The organism is Cephaloticoccus capnophilus, assembly GCF_001580045.1.
Classification (GTDB): Bacteria; Verrucomicrobiota; Verrucomicrobiia; order Opitutales; family Opitutaceae; genus Cephaloticoccus; species Cephaloticoccus capnophilus.
The window spans coordinates 102,818-119,743 of sequence record NZ_LSZP01000047.1 but is presented as its reverse complement, the minus strand read 5'-3'; the positions used below and the strand labels follow the sequence as shown (position 1 = coordinate 119,743).

At 61.0% G+C, this 16,926-nt stretch carries 19 protein-coding genes; 11 read left to right on the top strand and 8 right to left on the bottom strand.

Features of this window, described 5'->3' with window-relative positions:
* From rplC to rpsL, 5 genes are all read right to left on the bottom strand, one after another.
* Positions 1-437 (bottom strand): 50S ribosomal protein L3 (gene rplC, locus AXK12_RS06465; RefSeq protein WP_068712664.1); only part of this gene is annotated, 437 nt, incomplete at its 3' end.
* A gap of 121 nt (positions 438-558) precedes the next feature.
* Positions 559-867 carry a 30S ribosomal protein S10 gene (gene rpsJ, locus AXK12_RS06460; protein WP_068712638.1) on the bottom strand — a complete coding sequence of 103 codons (309 nt, stop codon included), beginning with the start codon at positions 865-867 and terminating at the stop codon, positions 559-561.
* Between the two features lie 69 nt (positions 868-936).
* Entirely contained in the window at positions 937-3,117 is a 2,181-nt protein-coding gene (fusA, locus tag AXK12_RS06455; RefSeq protein ID WP_068712636.1) for an elongation factor G, read from the bottom strand.
* Positions 3,118-3,138: 21 nt separating this feature from the next.
* Entirely contained in the window at positions 3,139-3,612 is a 474-nt protein-coding gene (gene rpsG / locus AXK12_RS06450) for a 30S ribosomal protein S7 (RefSeq protein ID WP_068712634.1), read from the bottom strand.
* A 45-nt stretch (positions 3,613-3,657) separates the two neighbouring features.
* Positions 3,658-4,035, bottom strand: a complete 378-nt coding sequence (gene rpsL, locus AXK12_RS06445) for a 30S ribosomal protein S12 (RefSeq protein ID WP_068630664.1) — start codon at positions 4,033-4,035, stop codon at positions 3,658-3,660.
* A 579-nt stretch (positions 4,036-4,614) separates the two neighbouring features.
* On the opposite strand from rpsL, the gene AXK12_RS06440 reads away from it, so the two are divergent.
* A complete protein-coding gene (locus AXK12_RS06440; RefSeq protein WP_068712632.1) occupies positions 4,615-5,064 on the top strand; it encodes a DUF5069 domain-containing protein in 450 nt (149 codons plus the stop codon).
* Between the two features lie 132 nt (positions 5,065-5,196).
* On the opposite strand, the gene AXK12_RS06435 is transcribed toward AXK12_RS06440, so the two are convergent.
* Positions 5,197-5,709, bottom strand: coding sequence for a NanQ anomerase/TabA/YiaL family protein (locus AXK12_RS06435; protein WP_068712630.1), 513 nt, complete (start codon positions 5,707-5,709; stop codon positions 5,197-5,199).
* A 101-nt stretch (positions 5,710-5,810) separates the two neighbouring features.
* Here AXK12_RS06435 and AXK12_RS06430 point away from each other — a divergent pair, with 101 nt between their 5' ends.
* The 3 genes from AXK12_RS06430 (at position 5,811) to AXK12_RS06420 (ending at position 7,505) form a co-directional block, all read left to right on the top strand.
* On the top strand, positions 5,811-6,518 hold the full coding sequence (locus AXK12_RS06430; protein WP_068712628.1) for a DUF4412 domain-containing protein: 708 nt from the start codon (positions 5,811-5,813) through the stop codon (positions 6,516-6,518).
* Positions 6,519-6,607: 89 nt separating this feature from the next.
* Positions 6,608-6,922: a hypothetical protein gene (locus tag AXK12_RS06425; RefSeq protein WP_231863571.1), complete on the top strand. Its 315-nt coding sequence runs from the start codon at positions 6,608-6,610 to the stop codon at positions 6,920-6,922.
* Between the two features lie 115 nt (positions 6,923-7,037).
* Positions 7,038-7,505 carry a hypothetical protein gene (locus AXK12_RS06420; RefSeq protein ID WP_068712626.1) on the top strand — a complete coding sequence of 156 codons (468 nt, stop codon included), beginning with the start codon at positions 7,038-7,040 and terminating at the stop codon, positions 7,503-7,505.
* 124 nt (positions 7,506-7,629) lie between these two features.
* Here AXK12_RS06420 and AXK12_RS06415 read toward each other — a convergent pair whose 3' ends face one another.
* The gene (locus tag AXK12_RS06415; RefSeq protein ID WP_231863570.1) at positions 7,630-8,190 is read right to left on the bottom strand and encodes a DUF192 domain-containing protein; all 561 of its coding nucleotides are present in this window, start codon (positions 8,188-8,190) and stop codon (positions 7,630-7,632) included.
* A gap of 53 nt (positions 8,191-8,243) precedes the next feature.
* Between AXK12_RS06415 and AXK12_RS06410 the strand changes: the two genes are divergently transcribed.
* Genes AXK12_RS06410 through AXK12_RS06395 form a run of 4 tightly spaced genes read left to right on the top strand, consistent with a single transcriptional unit; the run spans position 8,244 to position 12,857 of the window.
* Complete coding sequence (locus AXK12_RS06410; protein ID WP_156468910.1) at positions 8,244-9,452, top strand: M24 family metallopeptidase; 1,209 nt, start codon at positions 8,244-8,246, stop codon at positions 9,450-9,452.
* Positions 9,449-10,441: a bifunctional heptose 7-phosphate kinase/heptose 1-phosphate adenyltransferase gene (locus tag AXK12_RS06405; protein WP_068712623.1), complete on the top strand. Its 993-nt coding sequence runs from the start codon at positions 9,449-9,451 to the stop codon at positions 10,439-10,441. Before AXK12_RS06410 ends, AXK12_RS06405 begins: the two co-directional genes overlap by 4 nt.
* Positions 10,442-10,443: 2 nt before the next feature.
* A complete protein-coding gene (locus AXK12_RS06400) occupies positions 10,444-11,958 on the top strand; it encodes a TlyA family rRNA (cytidine-2'-O)-methyltransferase (protein WP_231863569.1) in 1,515 nt (504 codons plus the stop codon).
* Positions 11,959-12,017: 59 nt separating this feature from the next.
* Positions 12,018-12,857, top strand: a complete 840-nt coding sequence (locus AXK12_RS06395) for an NAD(+)/NADH kinase (protein ID WP_068712621.1) — start codon at positions 12,018-12,020, stop codon at positions 12,855-12,857.
* A 364-nt stretch (positions 12,858-13,221) separates the two neighbouring features.
* On the opposite strand, the gene AXK12_RS06390 is transcribed toward AXK12_RS06395, so the two are convergent.
* The gene (locus AXK12_RS06390; RefSeq protein WP_068712619.1) at positions 13,222-13,695 is read right to left on the bottom strand and encodes a hypothetical protein; all 474 of its coding nucleotides are present in this window, start codon (positions 13,693-13,695) and stop codon (positions 13,222-13,224) included.
* A gap of 118 nt (positions 13,696-13,813) precedes the next feature.
* Here AXK12_RS06390 and rpiB point away from each other — a divergent pair, with 118 nt between their 5' ends.
* The 3 genes from rpiB to AXK12_RS06375 all read left to right on the top strand — a co-directional run bounded on the left by rpiB (position 13,814) and on the right by AXK12_RS06375 (position 16,918).
* Positions 13,814-14,257, top strand: coding sequence for a ribose 5-phosphate isomerase B (gene rpiB / locus AXK12_RS06385; protein ID WP_068712617.1), 444 nt, complete (start codon positions 13,814-13,816; stop codon positions 14,255-14,257).
* Between the two features lie 82 nt (positions 14,258-14,339).
* Positions 14,340-16,373, top strand: coding sequence for an alpha-ketoacid dehydrogenase subunit alpha/beta (locus tag AXK12_RS06380; protein WP_068712615.1), 2,034 nt, complete (start codon positions 14,340-14,342; stop codon positions 16,371-16,373).
* On the top strand, positions 16,370-16,918 hold the full coding sequence (locus tag AXK12_RS06375) for a KdsC family phosphatase (RefSeq protein ID WP_068712613.1): 549 nt from the start codon (positions 16,370-16,372) through the stop codon (positions 16,916-16,918). The genes AXK12_RS06380 and AXK12_RS06375 overlap by 4 nt, the downstream gene beginning before the upstream one ends.
* Positions 16,919-16,926: the final 8 nt, after the last annotated feature.

Genomic DNA, 16,926 nt, shown 5'->3' with positions numbered 1-16,926 from the left:
GAGCCGATACGGCGGTGAAACATCGAGCCGTGCGAGGCAGGGCCACCGCCGACGCGGAAGCGTTTCATGACGCCTTGGAAGCCTTTGCCCTTCGAGGTGCCAAAGACATCCACGAACTGGCCTTCACTGAAAATCTCGACGGTGACGGTGTCGCCGGGCTTGGCTTCCGGAGCGGAGTCGAGCCGCACTTCGCTAAGGACGCGGGGCGCGGAGTCGAGGCCGGCCTTCTTCGCGTGGTTAAGCTCGGCGAGCGAGGCGTTCTTGTCTTTCTTGGTGGCGAAGCCGAGCTGCACGGCGTTGTAGCCGTCGCGCTCCGTGGTCTTTACCTGCACAACTGAGCAGGGACCGGCCTCGACTACCGTGACGGGGACTAGGACGTTGTTCGCGTCGTAGACCTGCGTCATACCGAGTTTTTTGCCTAAAAGGGATGTAATCATAGGGCTAAGCGGTAGGTGGAAAGTTTCCTAAGACCTACATTAGTCAGGGACTCCAGCGGTGCGGGATTTCGTCGCGTAGACGGCCCGCACTTGGGCATCTGCTAACTGTGGGAACTTAAATTTATACGTTAATCGTGATGTCTACGCCGGAGGGTAGGTTGAGTTTCTTGAGCTCATCGACGGTCTGCGCGGTGGGCTCGATGATGTCGATGAGTCGCTTGTGTGTGCGCGACTCGAACTGCTCCATCGACTTTTTGTCGCCGTGGGGGGAGCGGTTTACCGAGAGCTTTTCGATGCGCGTGGGCAGCGGAATGGGCCCCGAGACACGCGCACCGGAGCGTTTGGCGGTCTCGACGATCTCTTGGGCCGACTGATCGATTACGCGGTAATCGAAGCCTTTGAGTTTGATGCGAATGCGTTGGCCTTTCATGGCAGGTTAAAAATGGGTTGCGAAAATGCTGGGTGGGTGAGTCGAGGAGTCGCGGCGACGGGGACGCGCTTAGCTGCGAGCAGGAGCGCGGGAACTGGTCTCGACGATTTTGGCGAGGATCGAGTTGGGCACTTGCTCGAAGTGCGACGGCGTAATCGACGCACTCGCGCGGCCTTTGGAGAGGGAGCGAATATCCGTCACGTAGCCAAAAAGCATTTCGAGCGGGACATGAGCGGCGACGATGCAGGCACCGGCCTTCGACTCCATCCCTTGGATTTGGCCGCGGCGGCGGTTCACGTCGCCCATGAGGTCACCTTGATACTCCTCGGGAGTCGTGATTTCGACCGACATGATCGGCTCAAGGAGAATCGGGTTGGCGGCCTTCATCGCTTCCTTGAAGGCGAAGATGCCCGCCATCTTAAAGGCCAGCTCCGAGGAGTCCACATCGTGGAAGGAGCCATCAACGATGCGCACGATGATATCGACGACCGGGTAACCCGCGACGACGCCATTGTTGGCACCTTCCATGATGCCGTCCGTGGTCGGCTTGATAAATTCCTTGGGAATGACGCCGCCGACGATTTCGTTAACGACCTCGATGCCCTTGCCCTTTTCATTGGGCTCGATCTTGACGACCGCATGGCCGTATTGGCCTTTACCACCGGATTGGCGGATGAATTTGCCCTCGCCGGTCGCGTTGCCGAGGATGGTTTCGCGGTAGGCGATTTGGGGTTTCCCAGAGGCGGCCTCGACCTTGAATTCGCGCTTCATCCGGTCGCGGATGATGTCGAGGTGCAGCTCGCCCATGCCGGAGAGAATCGTTTGGCCCGTGTCCTCGTCAGTCGAGACTTTCAAGGTCGGGTCTTCGGCGACGAGTCGCTGAAGCGCGTTACTCATCTTCTCTTGGTCGGCCTTGCTGTTGGGCTCGATCGACATCGAGATAACCGGCTCGGGGAAGGACGGCGGCTCAAGCCGGACATCATAGCCTTCGTCGCAAAGGGTGTCGCCGGTAATGACATCTTTAACTCCGACGAGCGCGCAAATGTCACCCGAGTAGGCGACGTCGATTTCGTCGCGGTCCATCGCACGCATCAAGACGAGACGTGAGACACGCTCGCTGCGGCGGGTGCGCGGGTTGTAGAGGGGTGTGCCTTTCGGGAGCTTGCCGGTGTAAACGCGGTAGAAAACGAGCTTTCCGATAAACGGGTCACTCCAAAGTTTGAAGGCCAAGCCGGCGAGCTTGCAGTTGTCATCAACCTTGACGGCGACCTCGTTACCGTCGGAGTCCACGCCCTTGATCTCATCGATGTCGAGCGGGTTGGGCAGGTAGTTAACGACGCAGTCCAGGAGGCGTTGCACGCCCTTGCGCTTAAAGGCCGAGCCGGGGACAACGCCCACGAAATTCATCGAGATCGTCGCCTTGCGAATCGCGACTTGCAGCTCCTCAACGGTGACTTCTTCGCCGCCGAGGTATTTCTCGGCAATCACGTCATCGAAGTCCGAGGCGGCCTCGATGAGCTTCTCACGGTATTCCTTCGCCTGAGCCGCGAGCTCAGCGGGAATGGCCGACGTGCGGGGCTTCAGGCCGAGCGAGTCTTCCTCGTCGCCGAAAATGTAAGCGCAGTTCTGCACCAGATCGACGACGCCGTTAAAGTCGTCCTCCTTGCCGATCGGAATGTAGAGCGCATGCGCGTTGGCACCGAGTTTTTCGCGCATCTCCCCGATGGCGCGAAAGAAATCCGCTCCCGTGCGGTCCATCTTGTTTACGAACGCGATACGCGGGACGTTGTATTTGTTCGCCTGACGCCAAACCGTCTCCGATTGGGGCTGCACCCCGGCGACTGCACAGAACACCGCGACCGCGCCATCGAGCACACGCATCGAGCGCTCAACCTCCGCCGTAAAGTCAACGTGTCCGGGCGTATCGATAATGTTGATACGCTGCTTAATCCCTTTCCACGGGCCACTCGCCGCATCCCACGCACAGGAAATCGCCGCCGCCGTAATCGTGATACCACGTTCGCGCTCCTGCTCCATCCAGTCAGTCACCGCGGTGCCTTCGTGGACTTCGCCGATTTTGTGGACTGCACCCGAGTAAAACAGGATGCGCTCGCTCGTCGTGGTCTTGCCGGCGTCGATGTGCGCGGCAATACCGATGTTGCGCGTCCACTCTAGCGGGAACGGGCGGTCTTTGGCATTCGCCGCAGAGATCTTCGACTTCTCAGTAACAATGGAAATGGAGGAGGACATTTTCGGACGACGACGATTCTTTTACCAGCGGAGATGAGCGAAGGCGCGGTTGGCCTGGGCCATCCGGTGCGTGTCGTCCTTCTTCTTAACTACGACTCCCGTGTTGTTGTAAGCATCGACGATTTCGGCGGCCAGCGCGTCGCGCATCGGCATCGCCTTGCGGTTGTTGGCTGCGGCCACGAGCCAGCGAAGCGCGACCGACTCCTGCCGCTCAAACGAAATCTCCACGGGCACTTGATACGTCGCCCCACCCACGCGGCGGCTTTTCACCTCGAGACGCGGACGGGTGTTTTCCATCGCGCCGAGCAGCAAGTCGACGGGGTTTCCCTTATCTAGCTTCTCGGACACTTTTTCAAAGGCACCATAAACGATGCGCTGCGCGGTGTTCTTCTTGCCGTCCTTCATGACGACATTGACGAGGTGGGCAACCAGCGGGCTGTTGTAGCGGGCATCCGGCGTGATCTTGCGCTTAGTGGCTCTGTGGCGACGTGACATGGCGTGGTGTTAGCGGAGAAATGGGTTGTAGTGTGTGGGCTCGCCTTACTTGGCCTTCGGACGCTTGACCCCGTATTTGGAACGGCTGCGGCGACGCTTCTCGACACCGGTCGCGTCGAGTGCACCGCGCACGATATGGTAACGCACACCGGGCAAGTCCTTTACACGACCGCCGCGCACCAGCACGATGGAGTGCTCTTGCAGTGAGTGGCCCTCGTCCGGGATATAGGAAATAACCTCGATCCCGTTGGTCAGACGCACCTTAGCGACCTTACGAATAGCGGAGTTCGGCTTCTTAGGCGTGCGCGTCATCACCTGCACGCAAACGCCACGGCGAAACGGGTTACTGTCCAAAGCCGGAGATTTCGACTTGGCCACAACCTTGCGGCGGCCTTTGCGAACGAGCTGATTGATGGTCGGCATACTAAAAATTTACGGGTGAAATTTGGCGAAAAGAGGCGGACGCTAGCACCACCCACACCCTCGGCAAGCGTTTTTCTTGAAAATCTTTTTTAAAACGAAACTCACTCTAAGTTAACAAGATAAGCGCCAACCCTCCGACTCCTTGCGCTGTAGCCTGTAAGGTGCCGCCAAACAAGCGCCTAAAGCGCTCTCTCATTTTCTCTGACGCGTCGGCCAGCGCCGCCGCGCGTCAAAATGAGTGTCGGCACTACCCACAAAAAAAATCGCCCGGCCACGAGGGCCGGGCGATAAACGGAGCGGAGCGTAAGCTCGACACTCCGTTTTAGGCGGGAGGGACTGCAAGCTCGTACACCCGCAGCACCCTGACAAGCCCTTTTTACAAAAAAACCGCAAAAAAAACGCGACACTGCCTTGCCTCCACTTCGCCCACAGAAAACTGCACACGGCGCACTCAAAACGTCGCGACTCCTCTTTGGGGAGTCCGCCAAGGGAAACTGTCCTTTTTCATTCTTTTTTTGGCGGCGGCTTTGACAAGTTGCCTAGTGCGTTCACCCTCCGCCGCTTCCTTTACTAACCCCTATGGCTATTAATCTATCTGCTCCTGACCTCACTCAGCATCCCCCGCGCAGCATGCGCGCCAAGCTCGGCGGCTATGTCCACCTGCCCCGGCTCCTCGACAAGGGCCGAGCCGCCAACGCCGATAAGCTCGGCGCTTACCAGTATAACTCGCCGCTCGACCAACTCTTCTTCGGCTTCGCGGGAATCGACGCCGAGGAGTTTAAGGCGCAACTCGCCACTGGAAAAAGCGACAGCGAGATGCTCGCTTGGATTGGCGAGAAGAGCAGCCGCACTCCCTTCGAGATCAAAGCATGGTCAGACTGGGCAATTGAAGCGGGCCCGGGCAGTGCCGACAGCCACGTTTGGTTCGGCGGTGTCTTTAAAGACGCGGCCCCAGCGCGTGAGGACATCCGCAACTTCGCCGACCTCATCGACCTCGACGACTACGTCTCCTTCGGAGGCAAAGCTTAGGTTTCTTTTTCTTGGCGTGTCGCGCGTTGGCCGCACGTCCACTCTCCCATTTCCAAGGCGGACACTTTCGGGTGTCCGCTTTTTTTTGGCGCGAACTCACGATGGCGATTTTCGCCACTTAGGCGCGCCGCATTACTCGACCGGCACTTTAACGACGACTTTGTAAACGAGCCCTCCCCCAGCACTTCCGGTATCAAAGCCATCACTACGCACGCTCGGCATATGCCCGTCGCAGGGCGCGAAAACCGCCACTTCGCCCGCCTTGAATCGCAACACGCTCCCTGCCGCGTAATCAGCGTAGAAAGCAACGTCCCGCTCCTCGTCATAGGCTTGTGTGAGCGTCAGAAGCGCAGTCTCTGCGACCTCAATCTGCTCCTCCCCCGCAACCACGACTTGGATATCGTGATAGCGGCGGTGCGACTCAAAAACGCCATAGCGCGGACGCGCCGCGTAGACTTGCGCAATAGCAAAGGCCCCGCCCTCCAAATCCTGCCGCTGGCTCTCTCCCTCTTTAAGCGCGAAGAGCTGCGCGCGCCGCTCACTCGCTTCACGAAACAAGGCATCAATGTAGGCAAACGCAGCCGCAAAGCCCGGCCAACCAATCGTTTGCGTACGCACAGTATTGAGGGAACCAAATACGGCCATTGCTGACCAAGTGCCGCATAGCACGTAGTAGCGCAAGCCGGATGCGCACTTGCCCTGCCGAGCCGCACCACTTGAGATCCTCCGCCTGCTAAAAAACACTCATGCCCAAACGCCTCCGCCACCTCGCCCTTGCAACCCTCGCCTTGCTCAGTGCTGCGCTTACACCTGCCAACGCAGCTCGCGCAAAGTCGGCAGCGATAAAACCCTTTGAGGGCACGGCCACAATCAAGGTCACCCACGACCGGGTCGGCACACACGTCTTTGACTACAAAGTAAAGTCTTCGCGGCTGCGCACCGAGCTTGAGGTCAGCGAAGGCGTGCGAGCGGTCACGATCGTCGATTTCTTCAAAAACGAGGTATTCGTGCTCCTGCCCGGGCAGCCGCTCTTCGTCACGATGTCCCTAGAAAACAGTGCCCAAGTCGCACTCGGGCACAACATCGACACTGTCACAATCGAGCCGACCCGCGCCCGCAAAAAAATCCTTGGCTATCGCTGCACCAAGTACCTCGTCCGCGACGAGAGCGACGCCTTTGAAGTCTGGGCGACCGACCAGCTCGGCAGCTTCATGGGGCTCGGCCTAGCAGCGGAGGCGGACGCAAAGTTTGCCCCGCCGTGGGTGTCAGCCTTAGCAGGCAAAGGCTTCTTCCCCCTGCGCGTGCAAAGCCTCCCGGGCAGCAAAAACACACTCAGCATGGAGACTTTGTCCGTGCAGCAAAACGCACAAGCTGACGATCTTTTCGTGCCACCGCCAAGCTACCGAGAATTCCAAGTGGGCGGACTCGTCGAGGACCTCCTCGGCAGCCGATAGTCGCGCGTATTCATGTCGCCCCTACACACCCCAAAACCACTTTCTCCAATAACCGCTCCACATCCCGTTTCCCCTCCTCGCAACCCCTTATGAGCACCAAATTCGGCTGGTGGAGCCGCGACCCGGAACAAGGCAAATACGAAATCAGCGTCGTCATCCACGGCGGCAATATCGAGTGGACCCGCCACCAAGGTCACCACACAGCTTGGGAGCCACATGAGCCGACGGATGACGACCGCGCGCGACTCATCGCCGAAGCCGAGCGACGGCTGCCTCGCCGTCTCATCACCCCGAAACAGTTCGATGAAATCGTGCGCCTGAGCGCACGCACTGGTCCCGGGCGCATCTCCGGCCGCTCAAACCACCGGCCAAAAGAACCCAAAGGCGTCCTCATAAATCCCTAACAAGATCCGCCCCAAAAACAGTTAAGCGAACAAGCGAACGGCGCGCACCAAAGCGCCCTCCCCCACTCAAAACCTTGCACTCGCCCCAGACTCGCGCCGAACTCCCCGCCCCGCCATGCCCAAAATTGACGTCAACAAGGTCGCCGAGATTTTAAAGAAAAACGAGCTAGAGCCCGCACTGCTACGACGCGTCCTAGATGAGTTGCGGCTGGCTGTGCAGCCCGACCCGAGCGAGGAGGACAAGCCCCCGCCAATCAAAAAACAGTTCGTCATCCTCGTCTCCGACCCTGAGCACAAACTCCCCAAAGACGACTTCGTGGGCTGGGTCTTGCAAATCCCCGAGGAGGATAACGTCGGCACCACACCCGACCGGATTTGCCGCGCCGCTTACGACTTTAACGACACGAAAAAGGGCAGCTTGCTGCCCGTCTCCACAATCGGCGAGACGCTCGAAAACGTCCCCGCCAAACACTTTAAGGAATACAACACTTGGGTAAAAACGAAGGAGCCGGTGCTCGTCGTACGCACTGATAACCAAGTGCCAAAGGAGACGGTTGAGATGGAGCCCGGCGGTCCGCTGTGAGCTCAGCTTGACGACGGCGCGGCGGCGTCAAGTGCGTCAGCCTTGGCGGCGTCAAGTGCGCTAGCCTTGGCGGCTAAGCCCGTCCTGCGCACGTCCTCAGGCGGCCCGCCAAATTTAAAAGAGTCTACGACTCCTCTTTTAGCCCAAATTGATTGGGCCGGAAATCGCGCTCGCGCAGCGCGGCAGTGAGTGCGGAAAGATCAAGCTGTGCACCAGGCGCGAGCCCCTGCGCCTTAAACCAGCCGCGATTAACTTCGAGTGCGAATTGAAGCCGCAAACTGCGCGAGCGCACAGGCCGTTCGTCGAAAGGATGCAGCGGGTAAATCTCGCGCAGAACGCCCTCGGCATCGAAAAACCCGATATCGAGCGGCAGCGGCGTGTTGCGCATCCAAAACGACATCTGGTCGGGCCGCACATAGACAAATAGCATCCCCTCATCCGCGCCCAAGTCACGCCGCTCCATCAGCCCGCGCTGCATCTCGGAAGGCGTGAGCGCCAACTGCACGCGCAGCGGCTGCCCGCCCACGGAAAGCTCAAACCAGTCCGCCCCCGTCTTCGGCACGGCCGCCGCACTCGCTCCCTCATCGGCCGAGCAGCCGCCACTAAAAAATACGCCGCCGCACACCAACAACAGCGCGCACCACAGACGCAGAGGGAAAGGGGAAAGCAGATTTGCGTTTTTCACGGACGCGGTGGCTAATCGCCCACCTGACCACAATCAACCCTCGTTCTCCCCACGTGACCTCTCCGCGCTCGTCCCCTGCTTCCGAGAAAAAATCAAGAGAAGCCGCCACTTTAATCTACGCGGACACTGCGACCAACGCCGACCAGCTCTACTTTAGCCGAGTGGACGTGCACGACCCCTTCATCGCCTTCGGCATTGGCGGCAAACGCTACACGGTGCAAAGTGCGCTTGAGTTTGGCCGCGTAAAAAAAGCCCGCAGTTTCGACGAAGTTCTCGCCCTCGAAGAATGGAGCGAACGCGCAAAAAAAGCGTTCTCCGCCCGCGCCAAAAACACCACTTCGGCCCGCACTCGCACACCGGTCGCCATCGGCCCCGCCGAAATCATCGCCACGATCGCCAAGGCCAAACGCATCCGCCGTTTCCGCGTGGCCAGCGATTTCCCCGCCGCGCTCTTCGTCAAGCTCGGCGCGCTCGGCGTAGAAGTTGAAATCGCCGATGGGCCGCTCTTTCCCGAACGTGAAATCAAAAGCCCCCGCGAAGCCGCCGCTATCCGCGAGGGAAATCGACTCAGCTCGGTCGGCTTCAGTGCGGTCGAAGACATCCTCCGTCGCACAAAAATTCGCGGCCGCGAACTGATTTTTGAAGGCCGCCCGCTCAGCTCCGAGCGACTACACTTTGCCATCCAAGCCGCGATTCTCGCCGAGGGTGGCCGTGCCGATGACACCATCGCCGCCGGAGGCGACCAAGCCTGCGACCCGCACGAACGCGGCCACGGCCCGCTGCGCCCACACGAGTTAATCATCGTCGATATTTTCCCGCGCGTCGTAAAAACCGGCTACTTCGGCGATATGACCCGCACTTACCTAAAAGGCCGCGCCTCCGAAGCCCAGCGCCGCCTCGTCGCGACCGTCCACGCCGCGCAGCGTGCGGGCATCGCCGCCGTCCGCGAAGGCGTCGATGGTGCGCACGTTCACGGCGAAGTCCTCAAAACTTTCGCCGCCGCAGGCTACGAGACGCGGCGCGGCCCGCACGGCTCAGTCGGCTTTTTCCACGGCACAGGCCACGGCGTCGGGCTCGCCATTCACGAAGCCCCGCGCGTCAACTCTCAGCCTTACACGCTCAAAAAAGGCAGCGTCATCACCGTAGAGCCCGGCCTGTATTACCCGGGATTGGGCGGCTGCCGCATCGAAGACGTCGTGCAAGTCGGCGCGCGCGGCGCAAAACCCCTCTCCTCTCACCCTTACGATTGGGAAATTCGATGAGTAGCCACCTCTCGCTAAAAGCCCTCGACGCCCTCCTCAAAAAAATCGCCGCGCGTCGGATCCTCGTCGTCGGCGACGTCATGCTCGACCACTACATTTGGGGTGACGCCACGCGCATCTCGCCCGAGGCCCCCGTGCCCGTCGTCGACATCGCGCGCGACACTTGGACGGCGGGCGGTGCGGCCAACGTCGCACTCAACATCGCCTCGCTCGGAGCCGCTTGCACAGTCGCCGGTTTCGTGAGTGACGACGAAGCGGGGAGTCGCCTGCGCAGCATTCTCGATGCGCACCACATCGCACTCCTGCCCACCCCGGGCACAGGCACCACGATTCTCAAAACCCGCGTCCTCGTGCAGCACCAACAGCTCTGCCGCCTCGACCGTGAATCGCCGCCCAGTGCGTACCAATTCTCCCCCAAAGCCGCCGAAGCCCTACTCGCCGAAGAAATCGCACACGCCGATGCTGTCATTTTAAGCGATTACGCCAAAGGCATCCTCACCGATACGCTCGTGGCCCGCGTCACCAAACTCGCCCGCGCCGCCGGTAAATTCATCGCCCTAGACCCGAAGCCGAAGCGCAAACTCAAGTTTCGCGACCTCGACCTCATCACACCCAACCGCCGCGAATCCTACGAACTCGCCGGGCTCGAACCCGCACCGCACGCACCCTATCCGGCAGCCGAGATTTGCCGCCGCATCCACCGTGCACACGGCACGCGCCACCTCGTCATCACGCTCGGCGAAGACGGCTTGTTGCTCAGCACCGGCGGGAAAGTCACACGCACAATCCCCACCGCCGCACGCGAAGTCTTCGACGTCTCGGGCGCGGGAGACACCGCGCTAGCCAGCCTCGTCCTCGCACTCAGCGCGGGAGCCGACCTAGAGACCGCCGCGCACTTCGCCAACGCCGCCGCCGGAGTCGTCGTCGGCAAGCTCGGCACCGCACCCGTCACTCCCGAAGAACTCCGCGCCAGCTCCCGGCGTGGCTAATTATGAGTGCTCCAAAAAACGAATTTTCCGGCGGCGCGGCGCCACGCCAAATCAGCGAGCCTGCGACTGCGACGACGAGTGCCCAACGAGGCACTCGCCAAATAAAAGGGGCGGCGACCCTCTTTTTAGACCGCGACGGCACGATTATTTACGACAAGGACTACCTCGCCGATCCGGCAGGCGTGGAGCTAATCCCGGGCGCGCGAGACGCCCTGCGCAACGCACTCCGCAAAGGCTACCGGCTCTTCCTTTTTACCAACCAATCGGGCATCGGACGCGGCTACTACACGCTCGCCGACGTGCACGCCTGCAACACACGGATGTTCGAACTCCTCGGCCTCGGCCCCGGCCTTTTTACCGAGATCTGTATCGCCCCCGAAGCGCACAGCCCACCGCCTAGCGAAGACGATACGCACAGCTACCGCAAACCCTCGCCGCGCTTCATCCGCGAGATGCTTGAGAAATACACACTCGACCCGGCGCAGTGCTGGATGGTCGGCGACCGCGAGAGCGACATCGAGGCGGGCTTACGCGCAGGCATCCACGCCACTGCCATTTGCACGGGCAAATATAGCGAGGCCGAATGGCGCGAGCGATTGCCTGAAGGCGCGAACCTTCACGCTGACTTGTTTCGATTTGTTGAGAGCTTACCCGCTGCATCAAATGAGCCCCCAACGCCTAAAAAACAGCGGCTCGACGAGTTGCTCGTTGTGCGCGGACTCGCCGAGTCGCGCGCACAGGCCAAGGCGCTCATCATGGCTGGGCGCGTGCGACGCGGCACCGAGCGACTTGATAAACCCGGCAAGGAGCTCCCCACAGACTCAGAACTCACAGTCGAGCAGCCGCCGCGCTTCGTCAGTCGCGGAGGCGAGAAACTCGCCGCCGCACTCGCGCACTTCGCGCTCGATTTGCGCGGGGCGCACCTCCTCGACGTCGGTGCCTCGACTGGCGGCTTCACCGACTGTGCACTCCAAGCCGGAGCCGCGAGCGCGGTGTGCCTCGACGTGGGGCGCGCACAGCTTCACGCCAAACTCCGCAACGACCCGCGCGTCACCAATTTGGAAAAGGTCAACGCCCGCCACCTCGGCCCCGGCGATCTGCCGCGCAGTGCCTTCGACGCGGTCGTCATGGACTTGTCGTTCATCTCACTTTGCTCGGTGCTGCCCTCCGTGTGGCCTTTTGTCCGCGCAAAGACCGGCGTGCTCGTCGCGCTCGTAAAGCCGCAATTTGAAGCCGGAAAGGCCGAGGTCGATAAAGGCCGTGGCGTCATCCGCGACACCGCAGTGCAAGACGCCGCCCTCGCGAAAGTCCGTGACTTCGCCCTCGCCGAACTCCCCGCCGCCGAGCTCATCGGCCATATCGACTCGCCCATCACCGGAGCCGATGGAAACCGTGAGTTCCTGATCGTCCTAAAGAAGCAAGCCCCCGCTTCCAGTCACGGAGGCCAAACGCCCAACGCGACCAAACGAGAGGCCGGACTCGGCGAAACCAATAGCCTTACTAGAACGGGCTGCTAACAAATTGCCGTGCGCCTCGCACTCATCCGAAAAATGAAACGGCCCCTAGCTGCGAAACTATGAAACCTTTACGCAAAATCGCCTTCGTCATTAATAAGGAGAAAGACGGAGCCGCTGAAGTCGCTCGCGAGCTGGTCGCCGCAACGCGCGCGGCGGGTGTCGCACTCAAGCAAACCACGCGCTGCCCGATCCCGCGCGGTTACTTGGAGGGCTGCGACGCGTGTTGCGTGGTCGGCGGCGATGGCACGCTGCTCGGCACGGCGCGCGAGGCGGCGCGTTGGAACGTCCCCCTCATCGGCGTCAACCAAGGTAGCCTCGGTTTTTTGACCACGTTCTCCGCAGACGAAGCGCTGCAGCTTTTCCCCGAACTGCTCGCAGGCCGCTTCCATGTTGACCACCGCGCAATGCTGGATTGCTCGACCGGGCCGGGAGTCCATGACCTCGCGCTCAACGACGTTTTAGTAAAAAGCGAAGCGAACTCGCGCATCGTCCGGCTCGAAGTCTTAGCCGACGGCGAACTAGTCACGACCTACAATTGCGATGGGTTGATTTTTTCGACCGCCACCGGCTCCACCGCCTATAACCTCTCGGCAGGCGGCCCAATCATCCACCCCGACGCAGGCGTTATCGCGATGACACCGATTTGCCCGCACACGCTAAGCAACCGCGCCATCATCTTCCGCCAAGAAGTAAAGTTGCGCGTCATTAACCGCACGGAAGATTGCCCGCTCCTCGTCGCGATGGATGGACAGCTCGACCTGCGCGTAGGCATGGGCTCGCCCATCGACATCTGCCTCTCAAAGCTCCAAGTCCCGCTCGCGCACCGTGACGACTACTCGCACTTCGCAGTCGTGCGCACAAAACTCAAATGGGGCGGCGAAGTGGTGAGCACTCCTTGAGAACCACTACGCGTGGGGCGGCAGCCGTAGGCTGTTTTATTTGGCGGCGGGCTCGTTGGCCCGCCGTCCATCGCTGCACCCGTTCAATTTGGGATTTCTCATCGCGCTATCGCGCGAAAGCGAAATCCCAAATTTGAAAACATTCCCCCTGTCGTGTTGCGACAGGGAGAGTAGTAAAAGGGAAAGTAGAGTGATAACCCGTTTGGGCGAAGTGGGGAAAATCACCAGTAAACCCACGTCCCAAAGCTTGGGGTTCCTTTTCACAGAGCCGCTTAGTGGCCGTGCGAATGCACGGCAACTAAGCGGCTCTGTAAATGGGTGCAGGCACAGCCTGCCGCACCACGCGTAGTGGCGACTTGATGAATCAGCTTTGGCGAGCTTCGACCGCGACGACTACCCCGTTCTCGAAGATAACGCGCAGCGCTTCATCGACTGCAGCATGCCCATAGTTGCCGGTGTTAATCCCAATTGCGCCACCGGTACTGGTGCCCCTACCCCAACCGCCGCTGCTGCGACCCACTCCGAGCCCAACCGAAAGGCCGACCGGCCACTTGCCCGACTTACCCGAGTAAGCCCAAATCTCGGCCTCGCTCCCCTCGCTTTTGTGCGAGTAGCTGCGTGTCGGTTTGCCGAGGGCGACGAGCACTTGGGCCGGCGTGAAACCCAGATCGACTTCGCCCGCGCGAATCTTTTCGCGCACTTCGACCGGCCATGAATCAAAGGCATCTTGGTTTTTAGTAATCCGGCCAGCGGGCGTGGAGCAGCCGGAAATAACGAGCGCAAACAGCGCAGCAGCTAAGGAGAAAAGGAGGCGACGGGAATGGGGTGTTATTTGCATAGGTGACAAGCGTTGCAAAGCGGACGCTACGCCACACTCAATCCCTCACAAGGCTTTACTCACAACCTCACACAGCTCTCCTGCTGCCAAGCGCCTCCACTCTCTCCACCTCGAATCTATGAAGTTCTCAATCGCTATCGGCTCCGACCACGCCGGATTTCGTTACAAAGAGGCCATTAAGGCCATGCTCCTAGAGGAAGGCCACACTGTGCGCGACTACGGCACCGACTCGGGCGAGACGAGCTGCGACTACCCCGACTATTGTTTCCCCGTGGCGCGTGCCGTCGCGGCGGGCGAGGTGCAGCGCGGCATCGTGCTCGGCGGCTCGGGCAATGGCGAGGCGATGAGTGCCAACCGCGTCAAGGGTGTGCGCTGCGGCTTGTGTTGGAACGAGCAAGTCGCCATCTGGAACCGCGCGCACAACGACGCCAATTGCCTAAGCTTGGGCGAACGCACGATCTCGCTCGAAGACGCGCTACGCATCGTCCGCGTATGGCTAGCAACCCCGTTCGAGGGTGGGCGCCACCTGCCCCGCATCGAAAAACTCGACTCGCTCGCGTAAGCGGCACGCGCAAGCCCTTCGGCACGACCGACCAAAAAACGATTGAGGCTGCGGCGCAACCCGCCAGCGTCGCCCGCCAGTTATGTTGCCCACGATACCCACGCGACTTGAGGCGCGCACACTGCGCTGCGAGGACTTGGAAAACCGCCGCACCGAGGCCCTCCTCCAGCTCTACGCTTGGATGTACCTCTCGCGCGCAACCGATAACCGTATCCTCGACCTGTTTCGCCAAGGACTCATCAAAGGCACGGTCACCGGCGGCCAAGGCAACGAGGCCCTCATCGTCCCACTCGCACTTTTAGCGGATAAAGCCCGCGACGTCGTCTCCTTCACCCATCGCGGCCTCGGCGGGCACCTCATCTGGAGTGGGCACCTCTGCGAGCACCTCAACCAATACTTTGCCAACGCGCAAAGCCCCACCAAAGCCCGCGAAGGCAACGTACACCACGGTGATCCCGCCAACCGCTCGCTGCCGATGATTAGCCACCTCGGCACGATGATTTCCAACGTCCTCGGCGCTACCGATGCCCAACGGCGCAACGGCGAGCCCGCCGTCGGCTTCGCCTTCTTCGGCGATGGCTCCTCCAGCACGGGTGACGTACACGAATCACTCAACCTCGCCTCACTGCTCGGGCTGCCCATCGTCTTCGTCATAGAAAACAACCGCTACGCCTACTCTACCCCGACCGAAGAGCAGTACCCGCAAAACGTGCAACTCTGGCAACGCGCCGCCGGTTACGGCATCGAAGGCATCAGTGCCGATGCGACCGACGCCGAAGCCTTTGCCCAAACACTCGGCGCAGCCATCGACCGAGTCCGCGCAAACTCGCAGCCCATCCTCATCGAAGCACACACCCTTCGGCTGCGCGGCCACGCCGCGTATGACACGTGCGACTACCTAAAGCCCGGCGAAAACGACGCCTTCCACGCCGCCGACCCGCTACCGCGATTCCGCGAAAAACTAGTACGCGAAGGCCAAGACAGCGCCCTTAGCGAAATCGAAGCCGAGCTCGACCACTACCTCGAAGCCTGTGTGAAGCACTCACTCGCGATCCCCGGCCCGAGTGCAGGCGACATGCTCGGCGAACTCTTCGCAGCGCCGACCGCGCGCGCGCCCATCACTTGGGCGGCGACCCCTGCCGAGCCACAGCCGCTTAACTTTGCGCAAGCCATCACCGCGGCGCACCGCAAAATTTTAAGCGAGCGCCCCGAGTCGCTCATCCTTGGTCAAGACATTGGCCGCTACGGCGGTGCCTTTAAAGTCACCGACGGCCTCCTCGACGAGTTTGGCCGCTCCCGCGTCTTTAATACCCCGCTCGCCGAAAGTGCCTGCACCGGTTACGCGATCGGCCTCGCGCTCAGCGGATACCGCCCGATTGAGGAGTTTCAATTTGCCGACTTCGCCACCGAAGCCGTCACCCAAATCACCCAAAACGCAGCGACCTACTTCTTCCGCGCCGGTGCGGCCTGCCCACTCGTCCTGCGCTTCCCCTGCGGCAGCGTCCAACTCGGCTCATTCCACTCGCAGGAACTAGAAGCGACCTTCCTCTCCTTCCCCGGGCTCAAAGCCCTTTACCCGAGCACTCCGCAAGACGCCTTCGACGCGCTGCTCGCCGCTTACGAAGACAATAACCCCGTCCTCCTTTTCGAAAACAAAGCCCTGTACCGCTCCCCTAAACAGCCGGTGGCGTGGAACCCCGACTACAAAAAAATCTGGGAGCCCAAGCAGCTCGCCCAAGGCGACGCCGCTACCGTCATCAGCTACGGCGAAGCCGTTCGCCGCACGGAAGCCGTCTGCGCTTACCTCGCCGACGAGTACGAAATCACCCTCGACCTCTTCGACCTTCGCGCGCTCTCACCGCTAAAACTCGACCAAATCGAGACCTCGCTCGCACGCACCGGCCGGCTCGCCATCATCCACGAGGGCCGGCGCACACACGGCTTCGGCGCGGAGCTCGCTGCACGACTCACCGAAAGCCACTTCGCCCACATGAAGGCCCCGCCGCTGCGTATCGGCTCGATGGATGTCCCTGTGCCCTTCTCCTCCGAGTTGGAAAACGTGTACCGCCCGCAACAAGATAGCATTATCGAACAACTCCTCAACTGGCTCGGATGACCACGACACAGACCACTCCCGCACGTAATGCAGCGACTGCGACCGACTGGGCAAAAATCCGGCTTTTCGCGATGGATGTCGATGGCGTCCTCACCGACGGCACTGTCCAAATCGCCTCCGACGGCACAGAGGCCAAGGTCTTCTCCATCCTCGACGGGATGGGACTCGTGCGCTTGGCCCGCGCCGGAATCACCACCGCGTGGATCAGTGGCCGCCCCTCCGAAGCCACCACCCGCCGCGCACGCGAACTCGGTATCCCGCACCTCATCCAAGGGCGCACCGACAAACTCGCCGCGCTCAGCGAGCTCGCCGCGCGCCTCCGGCTCAGCCCCGAACACTGCGCCTACATGGGCGACGACGACATTGATGCGCCCGCGATTTCCTGGGCCGGCGTTGGCATCGCCGCACCTGAAGCCATGCCCTCTGCGCTCGACGCCGCAAACTATGTCCCCGCCCGCGCCGCCGGTCGCGGTGCAGTCCGCGAAGTCTGCGAACACATCCTCGGCGCCCACCGCGGCACCGAAGCCGCTGCGGTTAAGCAGTAACACGATAC